This is a genomic window from Mesorhizobium sp. M0862, assembly GCF_040319795.1.
Classification (GTDB): domain Bacteria; phylum Pseudomonadota; class Alphaproteobacteria; order Rhizobiales; family Rhizobiaceae; genus Mesorhizobium.
Window position 1 is genome coordinate 26,105 of sequence record NZ_JAMYOJ010000025.1, and the last position, 24,686, is coordinate 50,790.

Annotated in this window: 25 protein-coding genes; 21 read left to right on the forward strand and 4 right to left on the reverse strand. The window is 63.9% G+C overall.

Annotated features, from left to right (window positions below):
- Positions 1 to 57: 57 nt before the first annotated feature.
- The 16 genes from ldtR to NKI15_RS27470 all read left to right on the forward strand — a co-directional run bounded on the left by ldtR (position 58) and on the right by NKI15_RS27470 (position 17,543).
- Positions 58 to 573, forward strand: a complete 516-nt coding sequence (gene ldtR, locus NKI15_RS27395; RefSeq protein WP_023672997.1) for a transcriptional regulator LdtR — start codon at positions 58 to 60, stop codon at positions 571 to 573.
- Between the two features lie 379 nt (positions 574 to 952).
- Positions 953 to 2,206 (forward strand): L,D-transpeptidase family protein, encoded by a 1,254-nt coding sequence (locus NKI15_RS27400; protein ID WP_023682396.1) that lies wholly within the window; start codon positions 953 to 955, stop codon positions 2,204 to 2,206.
- A 183-nt stretch (positions 2,207 to 2,389) separates the two neighbouring features.
- Positions 2,390 to 4,036: a Na+/H+ antiporter gene (locus NKI15_RS27405; protein ID WP_023752010.1), complete on the forward strand. Its 1,647-nt coding sequence runs from the start codon at positions 2,390 to 2,392 to the stop codon at positions 4,034 to 4,036.
- Between the two features lie 171 nt (positions 4,037 to 4,207).
- Positions 4,208 to 5,521, forward strand: a complete 1,314-nt coding sequence (gene glyA / locus NKI15_RS27410; protein ID WP_023669349.1) for a serine hydroxymethyltransferase — start codon at positions 4,208 to 4,210, stop codon at positions 5,519 to 5,521.
- An 80-nt stretch (positions 5,522 to 5,601) separates the two neighbouring features.
- Positions 5,602 to 6,186, forward strand: a complete 585-nt coding sequence (locus NKI15_RS27415; RefSeq protein WP_023669350.1) for an invasion associated locus B family protein — start codon at positions 5,602 to 5,604, stop codon at positions 6,184 to 6,186.
- A gap of 138 nt (positions 6,187 to 6,324) precedes the next feature.
- Positions 6,325 to 6,819: a transcriptional regulator NrdR gene (gene nrdR / locus NKI15_RS27420; protein WP_023669351.1), complete on the forward strand. Its 495-nt coding sequence runs from the start codon at positions 6,325 to 6,327 to the stop codon at positions 6,817 to 6,819.
- 2 nt (positions 6,820 to 6,821) lie between these two features.
- Positions 6,822 to 7,952 carry a bifunctional diaminohydroxyphosphoribosylaminopyrimidine deaminase/5-amino-6-(5-phosphoribosylamino)uracil reductase RibD gene (gene ribD / locus NKI15_RS27425; protein WP_023743619.1) on the forward strand — a complete coding sequence of 377 codons (1,131 nt, stop codon included), beginning with the start codon at positions 6,822 to 6,824 and terminating at the stop codon, positions 7,950 to 7,952.
- A 1-nt stretch (position 7,953) separates the two neighbouring features.
- Positions 7,954 to 8,571: a riboflavin synthase gene (locus tag NKI15_RS27430; protein WP_352515209.1), complete on the forward strand. Its 618-nt coding sequence runs from the start codon at positions 7,954 to 7,956 to the stop codon at positions 8,569 to 8,571.
- 95 nt (positions 8,572 to 8,666) lie between these two features.
- Positions 8,667 to 9,161, forward strand: a complete 495-nt coding sequence (gene ribH, locus NKI15_RS27435; protein ID WP_023727519.1) for a 6,7-dimethyl-8-ribityllumazine synthase — start codon at positions 8,667 to 8,669, stop codon at positions 9,159 to 9,161.
- Positions 9,158 to 9,658, forward strand: a complete 501-nt coding sequence (gene nusB, locus NKI15_RS27440; RefSeq protein ID WP_023682390.1) for a transcription antitermination factor NusB — start codon at positions 9,158 to 9,160, stop codon at positions 9,656 to 9,658. The genes ribH and nusB overlap by 4 nt, the downstream gene beginning before the upstream one ends.
- Positions 9,655 to 10,872, forward strand: a complete 1,218-nt coding sequence (locus tag NKI15_RS27445; protein ID WP_023747584.1) for an MFS transporter — start codon at positions 9,655 to 9,657, stop codon at positions 10,870 to 10,872. The genes nusB and NKI15_RS27445 overlap by 4 nt, the downstream gene beginning before the upstream one ends.
- Before the next feature lie 178 nt (positions 10,873 to 11,050).
- Positions 11,051 to 11,962 carry a glycine betaine ABC transporter substrate-binding protein OsmF gene (osmF, locus tag NKI15_RS27450; protein WP_023689505.1) on the forward strand — a complete coding sequence of 304 codons (912 nt, stop codon included), beginning with the start codon at positions 11,051 to 11,053 and terminating at the stop codon, positions 11,960 to 11,962.
- Between the two features lie 316 nt (positions 11,963 to 12,278).
- The gene (locus NKI15_RS27455; RefSeq protein WP_352515211.1) at positions 12,279 to 13,442 is read left to right on the forward strand and encodes an ABC transporter permease; all 1,164 of its coding nucleotides are present in this window, start codon (positions 12,279 to 12,281) and stop codon (positions 13,440 to 13,442) included.
- On the forward strand, positions 13,439 to 14,377 hold the full coding sequence (locus tag NKI15_RS27460; protein ID WP_023747586.1) for an ABC transporter ATP-binding protein: 939 nt from the start codon (positions 13,439 to 13,441) through the stop codon (positions 14,375 to 14,377). The genes NKI15_RS27455 and NKI15_RS27460 overlap by 4 nt, the downstream gene beginning before the upstream one ends.
- Complete coding sequence (locus NKI15_RS27465; protein ID WP_023747587.1) at positions 14,374 to 15,141, forward strand: ABC transporter permease; 768 nt, start codon at positions 14,374 to 14,376, stop codon at positions 15,139 to 15,141. The genes NKI15_RS27460 and NKI15_RS27465 overlap by 4 nt, the downstream gene beginning before the upstream one ends.
- A gap of 260 nt (positions 15,142 to 15,401) precedes the next feature.
- Entirely contained in the window at positions 15,402 to 17,543 is a 2,142-nt protein-coding gene (locus NKI15_RS27470; RefSeq protein ID WP_023689501.1) for a sodium-translocating pyrophosphatase, read from the forward strand.
- 77 nt (positions 17,544 to 17,620) lie between these two features.
- Here NKI15_RS27470 and NKI15_RS27475 read toward each other — a convergent pair whose 3' ends face one another.
- Complete coding sequence (locus NKI15_RS27475; protein WP_023747588.1) at positions 17,621 to 18,619, reverse strand: glycosyltransferase family 2 protein; 999 nt, start codon at positions 18,617 to 18,619, stop codon at positions 17,621 to 17,623.
- A gap of 1 nt (position 18,620) precedes the next feature.
- Entirely contained in the window at positions 18,621 to 19,166 is a 546-nt protein-coding gene (locus tag NKI15_RS27480; protein WP_245259899.1) for a dTDP-4-dehydrorhamnose 3,5-epimerase family protein, read from the reverse strand.
- Between the two features lie 301 nt (positions 19,167 to 19,467).
- On the opposite strand from NKI15_RS27480, the gene NKI15_RS27485 reads away from it, so the two are divergent.
- Both NKI15_RS27485 and NKI15_RS27490 read left to right on the forward strand, forming a co-directional pair.
- Entirely contained in the window at positions 19,468 to 19,929 is a 462-nt protein-coding gene (locus tag NKI15_RS27485) for an anthrone oxygenase family protein (protein WP_023747589.1), read from the forward strand.
- A gap of 75 nt (positions 19,930 to 20,004) precedes the next feature.
- A complete protein-coding gene (locus NKI15_RS27490) occupies positions 20,005 to 20,556 on the forward strand; it encodes a hypothetical protein (protein ID WP_023730858.1) in 552 nt (183 codons plus the stop codon).
- 26 nt (positions 20,557 to 20,582) lie between these two features.
- On the opposite strand, the gene NKI15_RS27495 is transcribed toward NKI15_RS27490, so the two are convergent.
- Complete coding sequence (locus tag NKI15_RS27495; RefSeq protein WP_023730859.1) at positions 20,583 to 21,497, reverse strand: LysR substrate-binding domain-containing protein; 915 nt, start codon at positions 21,495 to 21,497, stop codon at positions 20,583 to 20,585.
- A gap of 209 nt (positions 21,498 to 21,706) precedes the next feature.
- Between NKI15_RS27495 and NKI15_RS27500 the strand changes: the two genes are divergently transcribed.
- Positions 21,707 to 22,747, forward strand: a complete 1,041-nt coding sequence (locus tag NKI15_RS27500) for a helix-turn-helix domain-containing protein (protein WP_198018641.1) — start codon at positions 21,707 to 21,709, stop codon at positions 22,745 to 22,747.
- 100 nt (positions 22,748 to 22,847) lie between these two features.
- Here the strand turns inward: NKI15_RS27500 and NKI15_RS27505 are convergent, their stop codons facing one another.
- On the reverse strand, positions 22,848 to 23,360 hold the full coding sequence (locus NKI15_RS27505; RefSeq protein ID WP_023669368.1) for an outer membrane protein assembly factor BamE: 513 nt from the start codon (positions 23,358 to 23,360) through the stop codon (positions 22,848 to 22,850).
- 115 nt (positions 23,361 to 23,475) lie between these two features.
- Here NKI15_RS27505 and NKI15_RS27510 point away from each other — a divergent pair, with 115 nt between their 5' ends.
- The gene (locus NKI15_RS27510; protein WP_023697440.1) at positions 23,476 to 24,018 is read left to right on the forward strand and encodes a ubiquinol-cytochrome C chaperone family protein; all 543 of its coding nucleotides are present in this window, start codon (positions 23,476 to 23,478) and stop codon (positions 24,016 to 24,018) included.
- A 15-nt stretch (positions 24,019 to 24,033) separates the two neighbouring features.
- Positions 24,034 to 24,582, forward strand: a complete 549-nt coding sequence (locus NKI15_RS27515; RefSeq protein ID WP_023669370.1) for a YceD family protein — start codon at positions 24,034 to 24,036, stop codon at positions 24,580 to 24,582.
- The last annotated feature ends 104 nt before the right edge of the window (positions 24,583 to 24,686 follow it).

Consider the following 24,686-nt stretch of genomic DNA (forward strand, 5'->3'; position numbering starts at 1 on the left):
TCGCAATCAAGGTGAAAAACAAAAAATCACCAGGGCGACAAACGAGAGGCAAAGACAATGATCAATTCGCGTCCGGCGGCGAAGACCGCCAACGTATCCGACGATCGCCGCGAGGCTATCCGTTCGCTTTACATGGAATCGCTGCAGCTGGTCGAGCGTCTGCATCGCCGTCTGCTTGACGTGATCAAGGACGAGTTCGACCGCAATGGCCGTTCCGACATCAATGCCATCCAGGCGCTGCTTCTGTTCAACATCGGCAACTCCGAGCTGACCGCCGGCGAGCTGCGCTCGCGTGGCTACTATCTCGGCTCGAACGTCTCCTACAATCTGAAGAAGCTGGTCGATCTCGGCTTCATCAACCACCAGCGCTCGCGCATCGACCGCCGTTCGGTCCGCGTTTCGCTGACGCCGAAGGGCAATGAAGTGGCGGAAGTCGTCGCCGGTCTCTATGAGCGCCATGTCGGCTCGATCGAACAGGTCGGCGGCATCAACAGCGAAGAGTTCAAGCAGATGAACCGCGCGCTGCAGCGCCTCGACCGCTTCTGGAACGACACCATCGCCTACCGGATGTAATCAGCGGGCCATTGAATAGCAGCTGCGCCGGAAGAAGCGCGGCCGGAGGCAAGTCTCAGTCAACAGGCCGGTGCCGAAAAGCACCGGCCTTTTCTTTTTCGAGCCGCCTGCGCTTCCAATTCGGCGCAAAGCCACGTTGCCGCCATATTCGCGGTGGAAGCGAGGGCTGTGGGTATGCGGCGGCGAAAGCTGTTCGCGCGCCTGTAAGGTCGCATCGCCGTCCGCTTTTGACGGCCAGGTGACGCAGGTCATGGTTGGCTAATTGTTAACAGTGCCAACTTTAGAGTGCGGGCGATATCGCCCAACATCGAGCACGTAGCCGAACGCTGCAACAGCCAAACGCTACAAGCCAAACACGACAAGAATGTCTGGAACGTCCATGAGAACCAGCCGCCGCTTTTTCCTTTCCGGAGCTTCCGCGCTCGCCGTTGCTATGGTTGCCAATGCCGCCAGCGCGCAGGATGTGATCGACGATATCCTGAAGTCTTCGAACCGTGGCAATTGGGACGACCAGTTCGACGCCCGCGCCTCCGAAGGCGGCAAGGTCGCCTCGACGCTGCCGATCTTCAGCCTACAGACGGTTGCCTTCACCGAACAGGCTGTGGCGCAGTATCAGAACATCGTCGCCCAGGGCGGCTGGGGCGAGGTGCCGGCGACAAAGAAGCTGCAGCTTGGCGTCGACGATCCGGACGTGGTGCCGCTGCGCAAGCGGCTGATGGTTTCGGGCGATCTGGCGCAGAGCGCCGGCATTTCGACGTCGTTCGATTCCTACGTCGACGCCGCGGTCAAGCGCTTCCAGGCGCGCCATGGCCTGCCGGCCGACGGTGCCATGGGCAAGTACACTTATGCGGCGATGAACGTTTCGGCGCAGATCCGCCTCGGTCAGCTGCAGACCAATCTGGAGCGCCTGCGCGAAAAGGCCGGCACGCTGGGCAGCCGTTACGTGCTGGTCGATATCCCGGCGGCACAGATCGAGGCGGTCGAGAACGATCGCGTCGTGCTGCGCCACACCGCAATCGTCGGCAAGATCGACCGCCAGACCCCGGTGGTCAATTCCAAGATCAACGAGATCATCGTCAATCCTTACTGGAACGCGCCGGTCTCGATCGTGCGCAAGGACATCATTCCGCTGATGCGGAAGAACCCCGACTATCTCAAGGACAGCCACATCCGGCTGTTTGCGCCTGATGGCAGCGAAGTCGATCCGATGACTGTCGACTGGTCGACGGATGATGCCGCAAAATACCGCTTCCGCCAGGATCCGGGTTCCGGCAACGCCATGGCCTCGGTGAAGATCAACTTCCCCAGCCCCGACGGCGTCTACATGCACGATACGCCGCAGCAAAGCCTGTTCGGCAAGATGATGCGCTTCGATTCCTCGGGCTGCGTGCGTGTCCAGAACGTGCGCGACCTCGTCACATGGATCCTGCGCGACACGCCCGGCTGGGACCGCCAGCATTTCGAGGCGACCATCAAGACCGGCGAGAACACGCCGGTGCAGGTCGTCAACCCGGTTCCGGTCCACTTCCTCTATGTGTCGGCCTGGTCGACGGGTCCGGGCGTCGTGCAGTTCCGCGACGACGTCTACGCGCTCGATGGCGCCAGCGAACTGCAGATCACCTCTTCGCTTTAAGCGGCTGATCTCCTTCAGGAAAGGCTACCGCAAGGTGGCCTTTTCCGTTCGACATCCCAACAGAAGAAGACTGGTGGCCGCCAGCCATGCAGGCCATGAACACTGCCGGACGTTGCGCCGCAGGCCCATCTGGACGGACTAACGGCAATTGCGCATGGTCCTCAAAACAGCCGGAATCGCGCCATGCAGGTCGCAATCTTCATCCTCGCCGTGCTGGTCTTCGTCGCTCTTTCCGGCGCACTGGTGCGGTTGGTTCGGGTGCCGCTGCCGGTGCTGCAGATTGCCATCGGCGCCGCGCTCGCATGGCCGGTGAAGGGCATCCATGTCGAGATCGACCCCGAACTCTTCCTGCTGGTGTTCATCCCGCCGCTTTTGTTCGGCGATGCCTATGGAGCGCCCAAACGCGAGCTGATCGCGCTGCGCGGACCGATCCTCGATCTGGCCATCGGGCTGGTCTTCTTTACCATTGTCGGCTTCGGTTATGCCTTGCACTGGTTGGTGCCGAGCATCCCGCTGGTCGTCGCCTTCGCGCTCGCCGCCGTGCTGTCCCCGACCGACGCCGTGGCGGTGTCCTCGATCGTCGACAGAAGCCTGGTGCCGGCGCGGCTGATGCATATTCTGGAAGGCGAGGCGCTGCTCAACGACGCCTCGGGCCTGGTCATGTTCCGCTTCGCCGTCGCCGCCGCCGTGACCGGCAGCTTTTCCTTCGCCGATGCATCGCTGAGCTTCGTTTATGCCGTCGCCATCGGCATCCTGGCCGGCATCGCCGCGTTGTTCATCGCCGCCAGGCTGCTGCAGCTTCTGAATCGCATCGGCGGCGTTCCGGCCGAGGCGCAGGTTCTGGTCATGGTCCTGCTGCCCTTCATTGCCTATCTCGTCGCCGAACATCTGCATGCCTCAGGCATTCTGGCGGCGGTCACCGCCGGGCTTTTGACCGGCGGCTCCGGCGTCTTCCGCTTCCTCGGCGTCTCGGCGCGCATGCAGACGATCTCGCTGTGGACGACCTTGTCCTTCGTCTACAATGGCGCGCTGTTCATCGTGCTCGGCATGCAGCTTCCCGAAATCATTCGCCGCGTGCCGCCTGAACTGACCGGCCATTACCCGATCATCCAGCCGGTCGCGACGGTGATTGCGCTGACGCTGTGCCTGATCGCGCTGCGCTTCCTCTGGATCTGGGTCGGCGACATCGCGGCAGGCCTCAAGGCAAAATGGGGAAAGCGCAAGGCCGAGCCGTTCGGGATGCGTGTGCGGCTTGCCGGCTCGGTGGCGGGCGTGCGCGGCGCGATCACGCTGGCCGGCATCCTGTCGCTCCCGCTCGCCATGCCGGACGGCTCGCCTTTTCCCGCGCGCGACCTGGTGATCTTCCTCGCCGCCGGCGTCATCATCTGTTCGCTCGCCATCGCCAGCGTGGCGCTGCCGAAGATAGCGCGCGGGCTGGTCGAGCCGGGCGAGGATGGCAGCGCCATCGAGGAGCGTCTCGCCCGCATCGGCGCCGCCAAGGCGGCCATCGCCCGCGTCGAAAGCATGGCGGGCGCCAGCGACGACGACCAGGGCGAGGTGCCCGGCGCCAGGCTTGCCGCCGCCGAAAACATCGTCGCCGGCTACCGGCGCCGGATCGCCACTTCGGACGAGGCCGACGACGCCCGGGCAGAGGCCCGCGAAGCCGGGCGGCTGGAGCTCGAAATGCGGCTTGCCGGCATCGAGGCCGAGCGCATCGCCGTGCGCGACATGTTAAGCAGCGGCGCGATCAACGACCATACGGCGCGGGCGCTGTTTACCGAGATCACGCTCACCGAAGCCTTGCTGCAGGGGCGGCAGGAGCGAAAATAGCGGTTCAGGGCCGCTCTGGCGCAATCCGGCCAGCAAATTTCGCGCTGCAAACGTGGCGAGGCGAAAACAACTGTGTTAATGGCGCGGCAATGCATGTCGCCCGGAACCGTGCAGCGGTTTCGGGGCAACGATATGCATAGATAAATGCCCCGAACCGAAGGATTTCAGGCCATGGCAACTGCAGCGGCAGCGTCGAACAAGTTCGAATCCTTCTTCGAAACCACGCTGGAAGATGCCGATCCGGAGATCTTCGGCTCGATCCGCAACGAGCTTGGCCGCCAGCGTCACGAGATCGAGCTGATCGCCTCGGAAAACATCGTTTCGCGCGCCGTGCTCGAGGCGCAGGGCTCGATCATGACCAACAAATACGCCGAGGGTTATCCGGGCAAGCGCTATTATGGCGGCTGCCAGTTCGTCGACGTCGCCGAGGAACTCGCCATCGAGCGCGCCAAAAAGCTGTTCGGCTGCAACTTCGCCAATGTCCAGCCGAATTCCGGCAGCCAGATGAACCAGGCGGTCTTCCTGGCGCTCTTGCAGCCCGGCGACACCTTCATGGGCCTCGACCTGAATTCCGGCGGCCACCTGACGCACGGCTCGCCCGTCAACATGAGCGGCAAATGGTTCAAGGTCGTTTCCTACGGCGTGCGCAAGGACGACCATCTGCTCGACATGGACGCGATCGAAAAGACCGCGCATGAGACCAAGCCGAAGCTGATCCTGGCCGGCGGCACCGCCTATTCGCGCATCTGGGACTGGAAGCGCTTTCGCGAGATCGCCGATGCGGTCGGCGCCTATCTGATGGTCGACATGGCCCATATCGCCGGCCTGGTTGCCGGCGGCGTGCATCCGTCACCGCTGCCGCACGCCCATGTCGTGACCACGACCACGCACAAATCGTTGCGAGGCCCGCGCGGCGGCATGATCCTGTGCAATGACGAGGACATCGCCAAGAAGATGAACTCGGCGGTTTTCCCCGGCCTGCAGGGCGGCCCGCTGATGCATGTCATCGCCGCCAAGGCGGTCGCCTTCGGCGAGGCGCTGAAGCCGAGCTTCAAGCTCTATGCCGAGAGTGTCGCCGCCAACGCGAAGGCGCTGGCGTCGAGCCTCAAGGAAACCGGCCTCGACATCGTCTCCGGCGGCACCGACAACCATCTGATGCTCGTCGATCTCAGGCCCAAGAACGCCACCGGCAAGCGCGCCGAGGCAGCGCTCGGCCGCGCCAACATCACCTGCAACAAGAACGGCATCCCGTTCGATCCGGAAAAGCCTTTCGTCACCTCGGGCGTGCGTCTGGGCACGCCGGCCGGCACCACGCGCGGCTTCGGCCAGGCCGAGTTCCGCGAGATCGGCAAGTTGATCGCCGAGGTGCTGGACGGGCTGAAGGTCGCCAATTCCGACGAAGGCAATGCGGCTGTGGAAGCAGCCGTGAAGGCCAAGGTCGTGGCGCTGACCGATCGTTTCCCGCTCTATCCCTATCTCGGTTGACCGCCAGCGGCGCATCGTCTTTTATCCCGCGCTCTGCGCCGCTTGCTGTTGGGGCGGCGCGGCCTGTTGGAGATCTGACGATGCGCGTGTTCCGTCCTGCCGTTCTGGCCTTCATCGGCTCGCTTGCCGCTGTCGCCGTGTCGGGCGCGATCGCCCAGGAGCAGCCGCAGCCGGGCACGGATATCCCCGCCACAAACACCTTTGGCAGGTGGACCACCATCATCGATGCGCTCGACACCGGCCAGGATTCCCACAAGACCTGCGCTGCCTCCACGGCCTTTGTCGATGGCGGCGGCAATGCCGGCACGCTGACGCTTTCGATCTCGACTGGCGACGCCCTGCCGCCCGATGCCTATCCGGCGATCATGTTCACCGTCGCCAACAAGGAGCTGCCGACCGGCAAGAAGATCGCCGCGACCTTCGGTGACCCCGGCGTCAAGGTTTCCGCGACCGTCTATTCCAATGATGCCGGCCGCCCGAGTTGGACCGTCGACAACCAGGCCAAGACCAGTCTCGCTTTGTTGCGGGCCATGCGCCAGGTCATCTCGCTCGACGTGACGTTCGGCAAGCAAGCCGTCGCCAGCATCCCTATGGACGGCTTCACCAAGGCCTACCGCAACCTCGGAACGTCCTGCGGCTTCCCGACCAAGGACGTCGCGCCCTGACATATCTGGCGCGGCTGGCAATTTTCCTCCCGCCTCGCTATCTCTGAGGGCGCGAGCGGCCGTTGCCGAACCTTTGCCGTCCCGGCAAAAACCTCTAAGCCTATCGTTCCGCCAGAATCGCCAACCTGAAGGCTCTCCATGCGCTGTCCCTATTGCCAGTCCGAAGATACGCAGGTGAAGGATTCGCGCCCCGCCGAGGATGGCGCGGCGATCCGCCGGCGGCGCGTCTGTCCCGATTGCGGTGGCCGTTTCACCACTTTCGAGCGCGTCCAGTTGCGCGACCTCGTGGTGGTGAAGAAGTCCGGCAGAAAGGTGCCGTTCGACCGCGACAAGCTCTTGCGTTCGGTGGAGATCGCGGTGCGCAAGCGCAATGTCGATCCCGAGCGCATCGACCGCGCCGTCACCGGCATCGTGCGCCAGCTCGAAAGCTCCGGCGAGACTGAAATCGCCTCGGGCGAGGTCGGCCGGCTCGTCATGGAAGCGCTGAAGTCGCTCGACGACGTCGCCTATGTCCGCTTCGCCTCGGTCTATCGCAATTTCCGTGAGGCCAAGGACTTCCATGACGTGCTGGGTGAGCTCAAAGGTGACGAACTCAAAGGCGACGAGCTGAAGAGCGAAGAGGACGCCGGCTGAGCATGGCAAGCCAAACGTCAGGGAAGGCCGATCAGCAGGCCCTCGATCGCCGCTTCATGGCCGCGGCGCTGAGGCTCTCGCGCAGAAATGCCGGCCGCACCTCGACCAACCCTTCCGTCGGCACCATAATCGTTCGCGACGATGGCGCCGGCCCGATGATCGTCGGCACAGGGGTCACCGCTGTTGGCGGCCGGCCGCATGCCGAGACCGAGGCGCTGACTGAAGCCGGCGAGTTGGCGCGCGGCGCCACCGCCTATGTCACGCTGGAGCCCTGCGCCCACCATGGCCGCACCCCGCCTTGCGCCAACGCGCTGGTCAATGCCGGAGTGGCGCGGGTCGTCGGCGCCGCCAGCGATCCCGATCCGCGCGTCTCCGGCAAAGGCTATGCCATCCTGCGCGCCGCCGGCATCGAAGTGGTCGAAAAGGTGCTGGTCGAGGAAGCCGCCGAGCAGATGGCCGGCTATTTGATTCGATCCATGAAAAAGCGTCCGGAAGTGACTCTGAAGCTTGCGCTTTCCAGCGACGGCAAGATCGGCAGGCATGGCGCCGGCCAGGTCGCGATCACCGGCGATATCGCCCGCCGCGAAGTCTATCTGATGCGCGCCGAAGCCGATGGCATACTGGTCGGCATCGGCACGGCGCTGGAGGATGATCCCGCGCTCACCGTGCGGCTGCCGGGGCTGGAGAACCGCTCGCCGGCGCGCATCGTGCTCGACCGCCAGATCAGGCTGCCCGAAGCCTCGAAGCTGGTCTCCGGCATCGACCGGGTGCCGCTCTATATCGCCGCGAGCCTGGAGGCCGACCCGCTGCGGCGGTCGGTGCTGGAGCGTGCCGGTGTGCGCTTCATCGGCACCGAAACCCATGAAGGCGGCATTGCCTTGCCGGAACTGCTCGAGGATCTCGGCGCGCTCGGCATGGCCAGCGTTCTGGTCGAAGGCGGCGCCAAGGTGGCCAGCGCCTTCCTCGCCGAGGGATTGGTCGACCGCATCGTGCTGTTCCAGGGACCGGAAGCGATCGGCGAGGGCGGCATTGCATCGCCCATCGACGCCAACCATATCCCGGCAGGCTTCCGCAAATTGCGCGAGATGCGCTTCGGGGAAGACAGCTATGCCGAATGGGTGAGAGATATCTGAAATGTTCACTGGAATTGTCACCGATATCGGCAGTGTCGCGGCCGTCAAGCCGCTGAGCGAAGGTGTCGGCCTGCGCATCGACACTGCCTATGACCCCGCGACGATCGCCATCGGTGCCTCGATCTCCTGCGGCGGCGTCTGCCTGACGGTGACGGCGCTGCCAGATGGCGGCTCGAACGCCCGCTGGTTCGAGGTCGAAGCCTGGGAAGAGGCACTGAGGCTGACCACGGCGTCGGGCTGGAAATCAGGCACCAAGGTCAATCTCGAGCGGGCACTGAAGATCGGCGACGAACTCGGCGGCCACATCGTGTCGGGTCATGTCGATGGCATGGCCGAAATCGCCGAGCGGAAGGATGAAGGCGATGCCGTTCGCTTCACGCTGGAGGCGCCGCGCGAACTGGCAAAATTCATTGCCCCAAAAGGCTCCGTCGCACTCGACGGCACCTCGCTTACCGTCAACAAGGTCGAAGGCGCCCGTTTCGACGTGCTGTTGATCCATCATTCGCTGACCGTGACGACTTGGGGCGAGCGCAAGGTGGGCGACAAGGTCAACCTGGAGATCGACACCATGGCCCGCTACGCCGCGCGACTGGTCGAGGCGGTGAAAGAGGGGCTTTGAGCCCCCCTGGGAAATTAGACCGGGCCTGAGCGTCGGACAAAGCTTGCGAATGTGACCGCTTCGGCCTAAGTCACCGGCTACCCCCGGAGACATTCATGGCAGGCACATCCCAACACGGCAAAGCGTTCATTCGCCCGAAGAAGAAGGCCCACCTTCTGATTATCGAGGCGCGCTTTCATGACGATCTTGCCGACGCGCTACTCGACGGCGCGACGAGCGCGCTCGACGAAGCCGGCGCGACCTATGACGTCGTCACCGTTCCCGGTTCGCTGGAAGTTCCAGCCGTGATCACTTTTGCGCTCGACGGCATGGGCGAGGGCGGCAAGGACTATGATGGTTTTGTCGCGCTCGGCACCATCATCCGCGGCGACACTTATCATTTCGACATCGTCGCCAATGAATCGAGCCGCGCGCTGATGGATCTCTCGGTGCAGGAAGCGATTGCGATCGGCAACGGCATCCTGACCACCGAGAACGACGCGCAGGCCTGGACGCGCGCCAAGCGCTCGGAGGGCGACAAGGGCGGCTTTGCCGCGCGCGCGGCGCTGACCATGATCGCGCTCAAGGAGAAGCTGGGAGCGCAATCGTGAGCGAACCCGCTTCGCCCGGCCAGCCCGCGATACGCCACGCCAACAAGCGTGGCGCCGCCCGTCTGGCCGCCGTGCAGGCGCTTTACCAGATGGACGTGGCCGGCAGCGGCGTCTTCGAGATCACCGCCGAATACGAGGCGTTCCGGCTCGGCAAGGAAGTCGACGGCGCGCTTTATCGCGAGGCCGACGCGCAGTGGTTCCGCGCCATCCTGGCCGGCGTCGTCGAGAACCAGACGACCATCGATCCGATCATACGCCAGGCGCTGACGGAAGACTGGCCGCTGTCCAGACTCGATTCGACATTGCGCGCCATCCTGCGCGCCGGCGTCTACGAACTGATGAAGCGCGACGACGTGCCGGTGGCCGTCATCGTTTCGGAATATGTCGACATCGCCAAGGCCTTCTACGAGGAAGACGAGCCGAAGCTGACCAACGCCGTGCTCGACCGTGTGTCGCGCCGGGTGCGGGGCGAGGGGCGCGGCAAGGACGCATTGTGACCGGCACCGTCGCCGGCGCAGCAAGGGAAGCGCGCCGCACGGCGATCATTCTGGCGACGTCGCAGGCGATTATCGGTTCGGCCGCGCCGATTGCCATTTCCATGGGCGGGCTGGCCGGGCAATATCTGCTTGGCCCCGATAAGTCGCTGGCAACGGCGCCAATCACCGGCTTCAACATCGGCGTGGCGCTCGGCGCGTTGCCGGCCGCGGCCATCATCCGCTGGCTCGGCCAGCGCGGCGGCTTCATGACCGGCACCATCGTGACCGCGCTTGGCGGCGTCATCTCCACGCTGGCACTGTTCCACGCCAGCTTCTGGCTGTTCGCTTTCGCCCTGCTGGTGATCGGCGTCGGCGGCGCCTTCGTCCAGCAGTTCCGCTTCGCCGCCGCCGATAATGCTCCGCCCGAATTCAAGGCGCGCGCCATTTCCTTCGTGCTGGCCGGCGGCGTCATCACCGCGATTCTCGGGCCGCAGATCGTCATCTTCACCCGCGAATTGCTGGCGCCGGTGATGTTTGCCGGCTCGTTCGTGGCCATTCCGGTTCTGGCGGCGGCCGGCGCCATCATCCTGTCATTCCTGCGCATCCCGGCCAAGGCTCCCGGCCACGCGGAAGTCGCGTCAAGCGACGCCCGGCCGCTGTCCGAGATCGTCACCCGGCCGCGTTTCGTCGCGGCACTGTTTTGCGCCGTCGGCAGCTATGCGCTGATGAGTTTCGTCATGACCGGCGCGCCGCTGGCCATGGTCGGCTGCGGCCTGTCGACGGACGACGCCACGCTCGGCATTTCCTGGCATGTGATGGCGATGTTTGCGCCGAGCTTCTTCACCGGATCGCTGATCCATCGCTTCGGCGCCGAACGCATCGTCGCAACCGGCCTGGTCCTGCTCATCGGCTGCGCCGCGGTGGCATTGTCCGGCCTGCATTTGTGGCAGTTCTGGACGGCGCTGATCCTGCTTGGCCTCGGCTGGAATTCTGCCTTCATCGGCGCCACCTCCATGGTCGCCGACAGCTACCATCCGTCCGAAAAGAGCAAGGTGCAGGGCTTCCACGACTTCGTCCTGTTCGGCTCCGTCGCCTTCGCCTCGCTAATGTCGGGCGCCATCTACAATGCGTGGGGCTGGGAGATGCTGAACTGGCTGGTTTTCCCGGTCGTCGCCCTCTGCTTCGTCGCCCTTGGCGCGCTCAAACTGACCGGATCGCGCAAAGCCCGCGCCTGATCCGGTTCTATCTTTGGCTTGGCACGACGTGTCAGCATGGCGGCGGCCGAAATCGCGGCGACCGCACAAAATTATTGCGTCTGTACCCATTGTTATGAAACCGTGTGCCCCGACGGGGCGTTGAAGCCATGCTCATATGCGGCCACCGCGTTTCGGTCCAAAGCAAGGGGTTTTCACAATGTTTTCAGTCAAGATTCTGGCCGGCGCGGCGTTGGCGCTCGGCATCACGGCCGCCTCCGCCAATGCCCAGGTGGTCGTCTCCTCGAAGATCGACACCGAGGGCGGCGTGCTCGGCAACATCATCCAGCTTGTGCTCAACGCCAACAACATCAAGACCACCGACCGCATCCAGCTCGGCGGCACGCCGGTGGTACGCAAGGCGATCACTGCCGGCGAGATCGACATCTATCCCGAGTACACCGGCAATGCCGCTTTCTTCTTCGAGAAGGCCGACGATCCGGTCTGGAAGGATGCCGCCAAGGCCTATGAGACCGCCAAGAAGCTCGACTATGACGCCAACAAGATCGTCTGGCTGTCGCCGTCACCGGCCAACAACACCTGGGCGATCGCGCTGCGCAAGGAGGTTGCCGAGACCAACAAGCTGGCGACCCTGACCGACTTCGGCAAATACGTCGCCGGCGGCGGCACGGTGGTTTTGGCGGCGTCGGCTGAGTTCGTCAATTCGGCGGCAGCCCTGCCGGCGTTCCAGACCACTTACGGCTTCACGCTGAAGCCGGAGCAGTTGATCACGCTTTCGGGCGGCGACACCGCCGCGACAATCGGTGCTGCCGCCAACCAGACCAACGGCGCCAACGCCGCCATGGTCTACGGCACCGACGGCGGCATCGCGCCGTCCGGCCTGGTCGTGCTCGCCGACGACAAGGGCGTGCAGCCGGTCTACCAGCCGGCGCCGATCATCCGCGAAGCGGTGCTGAAAGAGCATCCGGAGATCGAGACGCTGTTGAAGCCGGTGTTCGCCAAGCTCGACCTCGTCACGCTCCAGGAACTCAACGGCCGCGTCCAAGTCGGCGGCGAGCCGGTCAAGGGTGTCGCCGAGGACTTTTTGAAGAAGAACGGGTTTTTGAAGTAGTCAGCGCATAGCTGATCGTGACGCTGGTGCGAGACACCCCTCTCTGGAAGCTGCTGATCTCCCCCCTTGCGGGGGAGATGTCCGGCAGGACAGAGGGGGGTGCTGTCCCGCCGACCTCACAACCGGTAGCAGGTGCGTGCCTCGACAGGGTTGCTTCTGAACAGGCCGACGCTCGAAAGCTGGCGATCCTTCACACCCCCCTCTGGCCTGCCGGCCATCTCCCCCGCAAAGGGGGAGATCGGATTTCGCGTCGGCTTTCGCCGATCACCAGCGTAGTCTGCGCAACGTGGAAAATCGCTCCTCATGAGGGGCATCCATGACCCTGCGTTTCGACAAGCTCGGCATGGTTATCGCGGCGATCGTTGCCTATGCGGCGTTTCTGGCCCCGTTCGCCACCTTCCGCGCCAATCGTATCGTCCCCGGTCAGGCGCGCTCGATGCTGGAGGCGTTGCCCGCAACGATCGGGCCGCTGCTGCTGGCAGTCGTCGTCGTGGCCGCAATTGTTGCCTTGCTGAAAACCCCGCTTGGCCTGCGCCTGGCCGCAAGCGTCGTGGCGCTCGCCGCCCTTGCCATCCTGATCGGTGTCGCCGGCACCTTCCTGACGCCGGCCGGCAACACCTTCGCCCGCATCTCGCCGGGTTCCGGCTTCTGGCTGTTGATCTTTGCCTTCACATTGTTGCTCGCCGACGTGCTGACCAGGCTCAACCTGTCGCCACCGGCCCGCATCGGCGTGCTCGTCCTCGCGGCGCTGGCCATCGGCTTGTTGCTGATATCGGGGCAGTGGGACAGCCTGTCGATCCTCAAGGAATATGCAAACCGCGCCGATAGTTTCTGGGCGGAAGGCTCCAAGCACATCACACTGGCGCTGGGGTCGCTGGCGGCGGCGGTGATCGTCGGCCTGCCGCTCGGCATCCTGTGCCACCGCGTCGAACGGTTGCGGGCCGGCGTGCTCAATGTGCTCAACATCGTCCAGACCATACCCTCGATCGCGCTGTTCGGCCTGCTGATCGCGCCGCTGGGCTGGGTCGCCGCGCATGTTCCGGGTGCCGCAGCGCTCGGTATCAGAGGCATCGGCACCGCGCCCGCCTTCGTGGCTTTGTTCCTCTATTCGCTGCTGCCGGTGGTGGCCAACACCGTGGTCGGGCTTGCCGGCGCACCCCGCGCGGCCAATGATGCAGCGCGCGGCATGGGCATGACCAATGGCCAGCGCCTGTTCGGCGTCGAGTTTCCGTTGGCCTTTCCGGTGATCCTCACCGGCATCCGCATCGTGCTGGTGCAGAACATCGGCCTGGCCACCATCGCCGCACTGATCGGCGGCGGCGGCTTTGGCGTCTTCGTCTTCCAGGGCGTCGGCCAGACCGCAATGGACCTGGTGCTGCTCGGCGCCGTGCCGACGGTGGCGCTGGCCTTCGCCGCGGCCATCATCCTCGACGCAGTGATCGAAATGACCGCCACCAGGCGCAGGGTTGAAACGGCATGATCGAGATCGAAGGCATTACCAAGCGCTATGACGCGACGACCGTGGTCGACGACGTGTCCATGGTCGTCGAGCCGCGTACGGTTTGCGTCATTGTCGGTACCTCCGGTTCCGGCAAGACGACGCTGCTGCGAATGATCAACCGGCTGGTCGAGCCGACCGCCGGCGTCATCAAGCTCGACGGCAACGACAACCGCACGCTGCCCGGCTACGAGCTGCGCCGCAGCATCGGCTACGCTATCCAGGGCCACGGCCTGTTCCCGCACCGCACCGTTGCGCAGAACATCGCCACCGTGCCGGTCCTGCTGGGCTGGGACAAGGACCGCATCAAGGCCCGCGTCGATGAGTTGATGACACTCTACCAGCTCGACCCCGAGGCCTATGGCCCGCGCTACCCGCACGAACTGTCCGGCGGGCAACAGCAGCGTGTCGGCGTCGCCCGCGCGCTCGCCGCCGAGCCCAATGTGCTTCTGATGGACGAACCGTTCGGCGCACTCGACCCGATCATCCGCACCAAGGCGCAGGAGGACCTGCTGGCAATCCAGAAGCGCTTCGGCACCACCATCATCCTCGTTACCCACGACATGGAGGAGGCGGTCCACATGGGCGACAAGATCGCCGTCATGGATGCCGGAAAGCTGGTGCAATACGCCAAGCCGGAAGAGATCCTGGCGCGGCCGGCGAACGCCTTCGTCGAAACCCTGGTCGGCGCCAGCGAAAAGCCGTTCCGGCTCTTGTCGCTCGGCCGCGTGCGCGACGCCGTGGAAAAGGGGACTGCCGAAGGCGAGGCGATCCCAGGCGACGCCAGCCAGCGCGACGCGCTGGCCGAGCTTCTGTGGTCGGGCCGGCCGGCGCTGCCGGTCAAGGGCGAAGACGGCAAGCCTCTCGGCCGCGTCACCGTCGACGGGCTGGTGAAGCGCGCGGCGAGACCGGCATGAAAGGGGCCGGTCTAAAAGCCTGGCTGCCTTCGCTGCTCAGGCTTGCCCTGGTGGTGCTTCTCATAGCCTTCGTCACCAATCCCGGCTGGTTCGAGCCGCTGTTGAAGCCGCTGACCGAAAACAATGCGCCGGCGATCTACAATCAGGGCAGCCTGCTGACGCTGACCCTGGTGCATCTCAGGACCGTGCTGATCGCTACCGTCGCCGCAACCATCGTTGCCGTGGCGCTTGCCATCCTGGTGACCAGGCCGGCGGGCGCCGAATTCCTGCCGCTGTCGCGCAGTCTGGTCAATATCGGCCAGACCTTTCCGCCGGTGGCGGTGCTGGCGCTGGCGGTGCCCGCCGTCGGTTTCGGCGAGAAGCCGACGCTGATTGCGCTGTTTCTCTACGGCCTGCTGCCGATCTTCGAGAACGCGCTGACCGGCCTCACGACGCTGCCGGGCAACATCATGGAGGCCGCGCGCGGCGCCGGCATGACGGGCTGGCAAAGACTGGTCAAGGTCGAATTGCCGCTGAGCGCGCCGATCATTCTGGGCGGCATAAGGCTGTCGGTGGTGATCAGCCTGGCCACGGCGACGATCGGCTCGACGGTTGCCGCCAAGACGCTGGGCGAGGTGATCATCGCCGGCCTGCTGTCCAGCAATCTCGCCTTCGTCCTGCAAGGCGGCCTGATCGTCGCGGCGCTGGCGGTGCTGATCTATGACGGGCTGTCCGCCATCGAGCGCTACACGGCGCGCAAGATGGGGCAGGAGACTGGCGACTGACGTTCGCTGGACTGCGGGCAAAGCATTGACTGACGCGGCGTCATTTCAATCGATCTAATATCAGGGCATCGGCAATGGGAATGTTGTGGCCTAAACCTTTTGGCTGAAAGCGGGGCAAAAACCGAACAATATCTTGACGTTCCGAGCCCTGTTTCGCATACACCGCTGCGAAGGACGGATTCCGCCTAGGCTTATCCGCTCCCCGCACCAACGGCCCAGGGAGGGGTTCTTTTGGGCCATCAATCGAGGAAAATTCGGCAATGACCATCATTTCTGCCGTCATCGCCTGCGGCTTGCTTTCAATCCTTTACGCCATCTGGGCGACACGATCGGTTCTTGCAGCCGATCAGGGCAATGCACGCATGCAGGAAATCTCCGCCGCCATCCGCGAAGGCGCGCAGGCCTATCTGGCGCGCCAGTACACCACCATCGCCATCGTCGGCGTGGTCGTGCTCGTGCTCGCCTGGTGGCTGCTTTCGATCACCGCCGCGGTCGGCTTCCTGATCGGCGCCGTGCTTTCGGGCGCCGCCGGTTTCATCGGCATGCACGTCTCGGTGCGCGCCAATGTGCGCACCGCGCAGGCGGCGTCCAACAGCCTCGCCGCCGGTCTCGACATCGCCTTCAAGTCGGGCGCCATCACCGGTATGCTGGTGGCTGGCCTGGCGCTGCTCGGCGTGTCGATTTACTACTATATTCTGACCGGCCCGATGGGCCTGCAGCCCAATGACCGCATCGTCATCGATGCGCTGGTTTCGCTCGGCTTCGGCGCTTCGCTGATCTCGATCTTCGCCCGTCTGGGCGGCGGCATCTTCACCAAGGGCGCCGACGTCGGCGGCGATCTCGTGGGCAAGGTCGAAGCCGGTATTCCCGAAGACGATCCGCGCAACCCGGCCACCATCGCCGACAATGTCGGCGATAATGTCGGTGATTGCGCCGGCATGGCCGCCGACCTCTTCGAGACCTATGCGGTGACCGTCGTTGCCACCATGGTGCTGGCTGCCATCTTCTTCGGCGGAACCGCCGCTCTGGGTGCGGCGATGCTCTATCCGCTCGCCATCTGCGGCGCCTGTATCCTGACCTCGATCGTCGGCACCTTCTTCGTCAAGCTCGGTTCCAACGGCTCGATCATGGGCGCCCTCTACAAAGGCCTGATCGTCACCGGCCTGCTGTCGATCGTCGGTCTCGGTGTCGCTACCTCGGCAACCGTCGGCTGGGGCGAGGTCGGCACCGTCGCCGGCATGACCATCATCGGCAAGAACCTGTTCATCTGCGGCCTGATCGGTCTCGTTGTGACCGGTCTTATCGTGGTGATCACCGAATACTATACCGGCACCAACAAGCGCCCGGTGAACTCCATCGCCCAGGCCTCGGTGACCGGTCACGGCACCAACGTCATCCAGGGACTTGCGGTGTCGCTCGAATCGACCGCACTGCCGGCAATCGTCATCGTCGGCGGCATCATCTCGACCTACCAGCTCGCCGGCCTGTTCGGCACGGCGATCGCGGTCACCACCATGCTCGGCCTTGCCGGCATGATCGTCGCCCTCGACGCCTTCGGCCCGGTCACCGACAATGCCGGCGGCATTGCCGAAATGGCCGGCCTGCCCAAGGAAGTGCGCCACTCCACCGACGCGCTCGACGCGGTCGGCAACACCACCAAGGCGGTGACCAAGGGCTATGCCATCGGTTCGGCCGGCCTCGGCGCGCTGGTGCTGTTTGCGGCCTATTCGAACGATTTGAAGTTCTTTGCCGCCAATGGCGACAAATATCCGTACTTCCAGGGCATGGGCGATGTCTCCTTCGACCTCTCCAATCCCTACGTCGTCGCCGGCCTGATCTTCGGCGGTCTGATCCCGTATCTGTTCGGCGGCATCGCCATGACGGCCGTCGGCCGTGCGGCCGGCGCCATCGTCGAGGAAGTGCGCAAGCAGTTCCGCGAGGATCCGGGCATCATGGCCGGCACCTCCAAGCCAAACTATGCGCGCGCCGTCGACCTTCTGACCAAGGCGGCGATCCGGGAAATGATCATCCCCTCGCTGCTGCCGGTGCTGGCGCCGCTCGTCGTCTATTTCGGCGTGCAGCTGATCTCGGGCTCCAAGGCGTCCGCCTTTGCGGCACTCGGCGCCTCGTTGCTCGGCGTCATCGTCAACGGCCTGTTCGTCGCCATCTCGATGACTTCGGGCGGCGGCGCCTGGGACAATGCCAAGAAGTCGTTCGAGGACGGTTTTGTCGACAAGGACGGCGTCAAGCACCTCAAGGGGTCCGAAGCGCACAAGGCTTCGGTCACCGGCGACACGGTTGGCGATCCCTACAAGGACACCGCCGGCCCGGCGGTCAACCCGGCAATCAAGATCACCAACATCGTGGCGCTTCTGCTGCTGGCCGTGCTCGCGCACGGCTGAGGCAAAGCCACTGATTCAAGAAAAAACCCGCGGAGCGATCCCGCGGGTTTTTGTTTGAGATTCATGCGGGGGTCTGTTCAGACCTCACCCGGCTCGGTCCCGGCATCGCCGCGCTTGCTGTAGCGATCCAGCAATTCGCTCACGCCAGGTTCGCGCTCAGGCATCGGCGCCAGGCCACGCAGGCGCCGCAGCTTGGCAAGGAAGGCGCCTCGCTTATACTTGCGGCGGAAGGCGCGGGCGCGGGGATGGATGCCAAGAGCCGCCATCAGCCTGCGCCTGAGATAACTCGATGCCGCCAGGCGAATGGGTTCGCCCGCGCAGCCAAGGATTTTCACGCGCAAGGCGTCTGGCGTCTGCATGGCATCCAGAAGATCCTTCTGTTCCTGCGCATTGTCGCCGAGATAGGAACCCTTGCGTATGCCGGAATGCAACTTGATCACCGTGAGGTGCGGCATCGTCGCGATCACCGCGCCCTTTCGCCATGCCCGAAACAGCCAGTCCTGCGAGCTTTCGCAAAAGCACTGGCTGGCGGGTCGCCAAGGTCCGAGCAGGCTGAACGAAGCGCGGCGAAACATGTGTGCCGAGCCAAATCCTTCCGTCGTGACGGGGTCGTAAAAACCATCCTTGCCGATCCCGAAGATCGAATTGACAGGATTGCCGGCCGCCGACGGCGGCTGGATGACGGCACCGCGCGCCAGCACCACGTCGGCGCCCGAGGCGTCGATCCAGCCGGTCATCGCCGCCAAATGGTCGGGAAACCACAGATCGTCGTGGTTGAGCAAGGCGACGAAGCGGCCACGCGCCCTGGCAAAGCCGATATTGTTGGGACCGGACTGTTCGCCGAAATTGACGGGAAGATCGATGTAGACGATGCGGGCATCGTCAAATTCAGCGACAACGGCCGCCGTATCCGGCCTGCAATCGTCGCCGATGACCAAGGCTTCCCAGTCTTGCAACGTCTGGCGCATGACGCTGGTCAATGCCTGCCACAGTGCTGCCGGCCGGTTGTGCGTCGCGATCACGATCGAAACCAGCGGTTCGCCGCCGGCCTGATCGCGCTGCGCAGATGCTTCCACGCTACACCAGTCTGTAGGGAATGTGGTCGGTGTCTGGCGGCAGGCGCCAATGGTCGGGCTGATCGTAGGCATAGGCCTTGTCGACGAGGTTGAGCAGCACCGCCGTCTCCGCTCCGAGCGAAACAACACCGTGCCATATTCCGGGTGGAATGATGACGACCGCCGGGCGCAACGGGCCGATAATCTTGTGCCAGACGGCGCCGAAGGTCGGCGAGGCCTTGCGTCCGTCAAACAGCGAAATGCGAACGCTGCCGACGCAGCAGAACAGCCGGTCGGTGGTCACCGCGTGTGCATGCCAGCCAGTCACCGCGCCGGCATACAAGGTCCGTTGGAAGACCTGGCCGACCGGCTCCGAATCGAGCTCCCACTCCTCGCGAAAGATCTCGGTCAGATAGCCGGTGGAGGTTGCGACCGGCCTGATCTCCTTGACCCTCACGCCATCGATCGCCACCGGCTCGATGGGTATCCAGTCAGGCGTGACCACCTGGCCGTCAGCCGTTCCGGTCGCCATCCAGCCTGTCGGTTTTGTCCGGGTTTTTTCCGGCACGGATGCTCCTCCCAATTCAGCGTGATGCGCCATTGGCCAGCACGGTCTGATACGAATTTGACCGGTCGCTGGCAAGTACGCGTCAATGTTTGCTGATAGCTTTCGACCTCACGGCACTTGATGTTTCCGACGCAATCGGAGGGCCGCATTGCCCAAAACATCGTTCCATCCTACCCAAGCCCGGACCCTCCGCCTGCTTTAATACCCCGGCCATTGGCCAGGACATTGCAATAGGCGCGGTGTCGGGCTCGCCTCTGCGGCGATTTTGGCCAGGGAAACGACATTCGGACAGGGAAAAGACATGGACATTTTCTTGATGGCGGCTTCGCTTGCGCTGGCTGGAATTATTGCCGGCATCTACGTCTCGGGCGTAATCCACGATTTTCGCATCGATGATCTTACCGCCGGCCAGTACATGGCCATGCATCAGATGCGCGACCGGACGTTTACCCGGGTGATGCCGGTCGTCAGGCTGACGACGCTGGTGCTGATCGCGGCGATGGCGATGTTTGCGGTCGATGCCGGCCTGCCGCGCATCCTGACCATCGTCGCCGCGGCGCTGGTGGTGATCGACATTGGCTTCACCGTCAGCACTCAGGTGCCGCTCAACAAACAGGTGCAGAGCTGGACGCCGGTGACCATCCCCGATGATTGGGCGCAGACCCGCGACAACTGGGCGGCCAACCACAATTTGCGCCTTGTGCTTGGACTGGCCGAATACGCCTGCTTGTTTGCCGCGGTCATCCTGACGCTCAGCCGGTGATTCAGTTTTCGCGGAACGCCGCGGCATGGGTCGGCACTTCTGCCGGCCGCCGCCGTTGAAAACAGGAGTATTGCCATGCTGCACCACGCTTCATTCAACGCCCGCGATCCGCAGGCCGTCGCCAGCGTCCTTGCCGAAATGCTTGTCGCCACCGCGGTTCGTGCGCCGTCGCCGCCATTTCCTGAGGGAGCATGGTTCGTCTGCCTCGGCGACGATTTCGGCTCGCTGATCGAAATCCTGCCGTGCGGCACGGTTCTGGACCAGCAAGCGCCGCTCGGCATCGGCTTCGACCCGAACATGCGCCTGCGCTCCGGCTCGCATGTGCTGCTCAGCACGCCCAATTCGACCGAAACCATCCAGGGCATTGCCGCCCGCATGGGCTGGCATAGCGGGCTGATCGATGCCCGCCTGTTCAAGGTGCTCAAGGTCTGGGTCGAGGACGAAACCCTGGTCGAATTCCTGACGCCCGAGATCGCACCGCTGTACCGCGCGACATTCGCCTGGGGCGGCATGGCGACACTCGACGCCAAGCTGCGCGAGCTGGAGAGCCAGATGGCGGCAGCGCTTGCCGCCAAGACCGCAAACCAGTCGGGCCGCAAGGATGAGCAAATGGCCGATACGATGTGATGAGAGCTCCTAGACGGCCGCCGAGGTCAACCGTCGCCGGTGTTGTCGCCGGCTTCCGCCTTCAGCCAGTTGATGAACGATCTGGCAGGCTCCCAGGCGGAGATGGACGGGTGGACGACGACGTAGTGGTTCCAGTTCGTCGGTATGTCCGTCGTCAGGAGGCGGACGAGCCTGCCGGTGCGCAAATCGCTCTCGACCAGCGACTTCCTCGCGATGGCGACGCCCAGACCGCTCGCCGCCGCTTCGACCGCCAACAAGGTGCCGTTCAGATTCATGCCGTCGCCAACCGTATCCAGCGGCAGATTGTTTCTCTCGAACCAGTGGCGCCAATTGGCGCCGCTCTCGTCATTTTCGGCCGTCGTGTCGAGGATGCGAAACAGTCGCAGCACATCGTGCTGGTCTCTGACCGGGCCGTTGGCGGCGAGATAGTCGGGACTGACGACAGGAAAGATCGCATCAGCCATCAGCCATTCGGTCTCGACGGCCGGATAGTGTCCGCCGCCGAAGCGCAATGCGATGTCGACTGTTCGCTGCGAAAGGTCGACGACTGCAAGATCCGCATTGATGTCGATCTCTGTTTCGGGATGCTTTTTGCGAAACCTGTGCAGACGCGGGGCCAGCCAGCGCACGGCATGCGAAGGAATGGCGGTGACCCTCAGCCTCGTGCGCTCGTTGCGCGCGACACTCGCGATCGTGCTCTGGATTTCCAGCAGTGCGCGTCTCACGCCCGCGGACAATCTTTCGCCTTCAAGCGTTAGTTCGACGCGGCGGACATGGCGGGTGAACAGAAGCACGCCGAGATCGGCTTCGAGATCGGCGATGCGGTGGCTGAGCGCGCTTGGCGTAACATTCAGCTCATCGCCGGCGCGCTTGAAGCTGCCCAGCCGGGCAATGACCTCGAAAGCCCGAATGGATTCCAGTTGTGGAAGCCGTCTTGTCATCTGCCGTTACCCTATCCTGCCCCTGGGTTTCTTAGCATGAATGAACTAAGCTCATCCATAGCTTCGTAAATAGTCTTTTGTCCAAGTGCGCAAATCATTGTAGCCATCCACTGCCCCCCGATTGCCGCCGTCGGAATGAGAGGCCGTTCATGGAACGAGCCTCGACTACGAACGACAGTGAAATGAAGACAATCGCTTGGGAGTACCCCATGACTATTCGACCCCCCGAGTTTGCGCATGCGCGCTTTTCGACCGCCATGTGGCCGCGAGCGGAATGGCGAAACGTCTATTGCGACCTGTTGCGCCGGATGGTGACCGACATGGATTTTAACGTCACGGAGGAAAAGCTCTCCGTCGACGCGACCATCCTGCGGCTGCCGGGCGTCGGCATTGCCGATTCGAGGACCACCGCCTTCCGCACCATCCGTTCCCGCGCCGTGGCCAAGGGGACCGATGATTACATTTTCTTCATGTGTCTGGAGGGCGCTGCCACCTTCTCGCATCTCGGCCGCGAGGCCAGCATCGAGGCCGGCCAGGCAATCCTTCTGTCCTCCTCTGATCCGCATGTGATCGAGCGGGCGATGTCGCATCATCTCTTCATCACCATCCCCAAGGCAGCGCTCGGGCCCATGGCTGCGAATGCGGATGCCGCCCTGATGACGCCGATGTCATGCGTGGGCGAAAAGTTCTTGCTGCTGACCAGCTATGTCCGTCTGCTGATGCAGGAGCCGAACCTGGCCGCGTCCGAATTGCGCTGGCTTGCCGCCAAGCACATACAGGACCTTGTCGCGGTCGTGGTCGGGGCAACGCAGGACGCCACCGAGGTCGCCGCAGGCCGCGGCATACGCGCCGCGCGGCTGCGCGCCATCAAAGCCGATATCGAAAGCAATCTGGCTTCCGGCGATGTCGGGTCGGACGCGCTGGCCGGGCGCCACCGCGTCAGCGCGCGCTATATCAGAAAGCTGTTCGAGGGTGAGGGTACCTCGCTGTCGCAGTTCGTGCTTGGCCGGCGGCTGGCGCTGGTTTGCAGCAAGCTATCCGACCTGCGCCTGGCACACCGCACCATCGGCGCCATCGCCTTCGACGCCGGCTTCGGCGATCTCTCGACCTTCAACCACGCCTTCCGCCGGCATTTCGGCATGACGCCTTCGGAAGCGCGGCAGAGTGCGGCTGTGCACCGCGCCTCGCTGGAGCCCGGCGGCCGAACAGGCCACGCGCGGCAAAGCGCGACGGGTGTTGCGGCCGCATAACCTCAAAACAAAAGCCCGCAGGATCGCTCCCGCGGGCTTTTGGTCGCCTGAGATGGTGTCGCTTCGGGGGAAGCAAAAATCTGAGGAAGGCGGTCGCTTCTTAGGCGCCGCCGCCAGGAATGGGGGGCGCCAGCTTGCTGGCGCCTTTGATGATCTGGCTGAGGAAGTTCTGGTCCTTGCCGCCGGTCGGCGTGGTGCGCGAGATAAAGTCGAAAATCTTGCCGTCCTTCAGACCGTAATTGGCAATCTGGGTGACGCGCCCGTCCTCGCCAAAATAGACCGCGAGCACTTTCTGGTCGACCAGGCGCGGCTTGTCGAAAGCGACATAGCGCTTGCGCGTCTGCGAAATGTAATAGAACGCCTCATTGTCGAAGGTGGCTTTCGTCGATGGCGTGCCGAGCGCCAGAAGCACCTGTTCGCGGCTGGAGCCCACCGGCACCGAATCGACCGCTTGCTGGTCGATAACATAGCCCTGCGTCAGCGTCTCGCTAGGGTTAAGGTCGCCGAACATCTTGGACGAATTGCAGCCCGACAGCGCGGAGGCCACCAGCACCAGCGAAACCGCGGCGGTGGCCCCAGGCAGAAAAGTCGACTTGAATTTCAGCGCGCGCAACAACAACTCCATTAGCTGGCCGCAACTTGCGCTGGGCGGCAAAACCGGTAAACCAGCTTGCTTGCCGATGCAACAAGGCCCATTCAAACAATCGGTCCCCAGGAGACCACCCTCAATGTTCCAGCGCCTTTTTGGCCGCGAACGCAATGCCAACCGCGCTATCACCGAGGCGCTTTACGCACAAATCGTGGCGGCGGCGCGGCAGACCGTGTTTTATTCCCACTGGAATGTGCCGGATACGCCGCTCGGCCGTTTCGAGATGCTGTCGCTGCACATGTTCCTGTTTCAGCACCGGCTGCGCGGCGAAGAGGGCGTCGCGCATGAGGTCGCGCAGGTGCTGATCGACGAGTTCTTTCTCGATGTCGAGCATTCGCTGCGGGAACTGGGCGTTGGCGATGTCGGCGTGCCCAAGCGCATGAAGAGGCTGGCCAAAATGTTCTACGGCCGTACCGCCGCCTATGACGACGCGCTGAGACGCAGCGACCCCGACGCGCTTGCTGCCGCCCTGGCGCGCAATGTCAGGCCCGATGCCGGCGCCTGGCCGCAAGCCTTGCCGCTGGCGTCCTATGTAATCGATGCCGCAAGGCAGCTTGAAGCACAGCCGTCCGAATTGATCGTTTCCGGTGCCGTGGCGTTTCCGGTCGCGAAAGCGGAGTGAGGAGGGGAGACCAAGATGAAACATGTGGACACGCCTAGCCCGGTCTCATTCGCGGCCAATGTCGGCCGCCTGCCGCACAAAGGTTTGCAGGTGGTGATCGACGCCGACGCCGCGCAGCGCGCAATGCTTGCGCGCGAGCACGAGCTGCTTTCGGTCGAAAACTACCGTGCTGAGCTTTTGGTGGCGCCGTGGAAGCGCAATGGCGTCAAGGTCAGCGGCCGCGTCGAGGCTGATATCACCCAGGCCTGCATCGTCACCCTTGAGCCGGTCGCGGCCCATATCGACGAGGAGGTCGAGGCGCTGTTCTTGCCCGAACAATCCAAACTCGGACGGCAAGGTTTCGAAGGCGGCGGCGAGATCCTGCTCGACGCCGACGGGCCAGACGGCCCGGAAACATTCTCCGGCGACACGATCGACGTCGGCGCGCTCGCCGAACAGTTCTTCGGGCTGGCGATCGATCCCTATCCGCGCAAGGCAGGCGCCTCTCTCGATGCCGCCGGCCCGGACGAGCCCGTCGAGAATGAATTCCAGCAAAAGCTGCGATCCTTGCTTGGAAAATCCTAAAACACGAAGCGATCGGAGAAAAGCCGGTTGTGCGGCAGCCCAAAACCGCTATTTTCGCCGAACCTTCGCGAGCCCCCGAATTTCGCGAGTTTAGTATTTCTTTC

Coding starts and splice junctions, on each gene's coding strand:
- ldtR (WP_023672997.1), top strand. CDS start 58: ATGATCAATTCGCGTCCGGCGGCGAAGACCGCCAACGTATCCGACGAT.
- NKI15_RS27400 (WP_023682396.1), top strand. CDS start 953: ATGAGAACCAGCCGCCGCTTTTTCCTTTCCGGAGCTTCCGCGCTCGCC.
- NKI15_RS27405 (WP_023752010.1), top strand. CDS start 2,390: ATGCAGGTCGCAATCTTCATCCTCGCCGTGCTGGTCTTCGTCGCTCTT.
- glyA (WP_023669349.1), top strand. CDS start 4,208: ATGGCAACTGCAGCGGCAGCGTCGAACAAGTTCGAATCCTTCTTCGAA.
- NKI15_RS27415 (WP_023669350.1), top strand. CDS start 5,602: ATGCGCGTGTTCCGTCCTGCCGTTCTGGCCTTCATCGGCTCGCTTGCC.
- nrdR (WP_023669351.1), top strand. CDS start 6,325: ATGCGCTGTCCCTATTGCCAGTCCGAAGATACGCAGGTGAAGGATTCG.
- ribD (WP_023743619.1), top strand. CDS start 6,822: ATGGCAAGCCAAACGTCAGGGAAGGCCGATCAGCAGGCCCTCGATCGC.
- NKI15_RS27430 (WP_352515209.1), top strand. CDS start 7,954: ATGTTCACTGGAATTGTCACCGATATCGGCAGTGTCGCGGCCGTCAAG.
- ribH (WP_023727519.1), top strand. CDS start 8,667: ATGGCAGGCACATCCCAACACGGCAAAGCGTTCATTCGCCCGAAGAAG.
- osmF (WP_023689505.1), top strand. CDS start 11,051: ATGTTTTCAGTCAAGATTCTGGCCGGCGCGGCGTTGGCGCTCGGCATC.
- NKI15_RS27455 (WP_352515211.1), top strand. CDS start 12,279: ATGACCCTGCGTTTCGACAAGCTCGGCATGGTTATCGCGGCGATCGTT.
- NKI15_RS27460 (WP_023747586.1), top strand. CDS start 13,439: ATGATCGAGATCGAAGGCATTACCAAGCGCTATGACGCGACGACCGTG.
- NKI15_RS27465 (WP_023747587.1), top strand. CDS start 14,374: ATGAAAGGGGCCGGTCTAAAAGCCTGGCTGCCTTCGCTGCTCAGGCTT.
- NKI15_RS27470 (WP_023689501.1), top strand. CDS start 15,402: ATGACCATCATTTCTGCCGTCATCGCCTGCGGCTTGCTTTCAATCCTT.
- NKI15_RS27485 (WP_023747589.1), top strand. CDS start 19,468: ATGGACATTTTCTTGATGGCGGCTTCGCTTGCGCTGGCTGGAATTATT.
- NKI15_RS27490 (WP_023730858.1), top strand. CDS start 20,005: ATGCTGCACCACGCTTCATTCAACGCCCGCGATCCGCAGGCCGTCGCC.
- NKI15_RS27495 (WP_023730859.1), bottom strand. CDS start 21,497: ATGACAAGACGGCTTCCACAACTGGAATCCATTCGGGCTTTCGAGGTC.
- NKI15_RS27500 (WP_198018641.1), top strand. CDS start 21,707: ATGACTATTCGACCCCCCGAGTTTGCGCATGCGCGCTTTTCGACCGCC.
- NKI15_RS27510 (WP_023697440.1), top strand. CDS start 23,476: ATGTTCCAGCGCCTTTTTGGCCGCGAACGCAATGCCAACCGCGCTATC.
- NKI15_RS27515 (WP_023669370.1), top strand. CDS start 24,034: ATGAAACATGTGGACACGCCTAGCCCGGTCTCATTCGCGGCCAATGTC.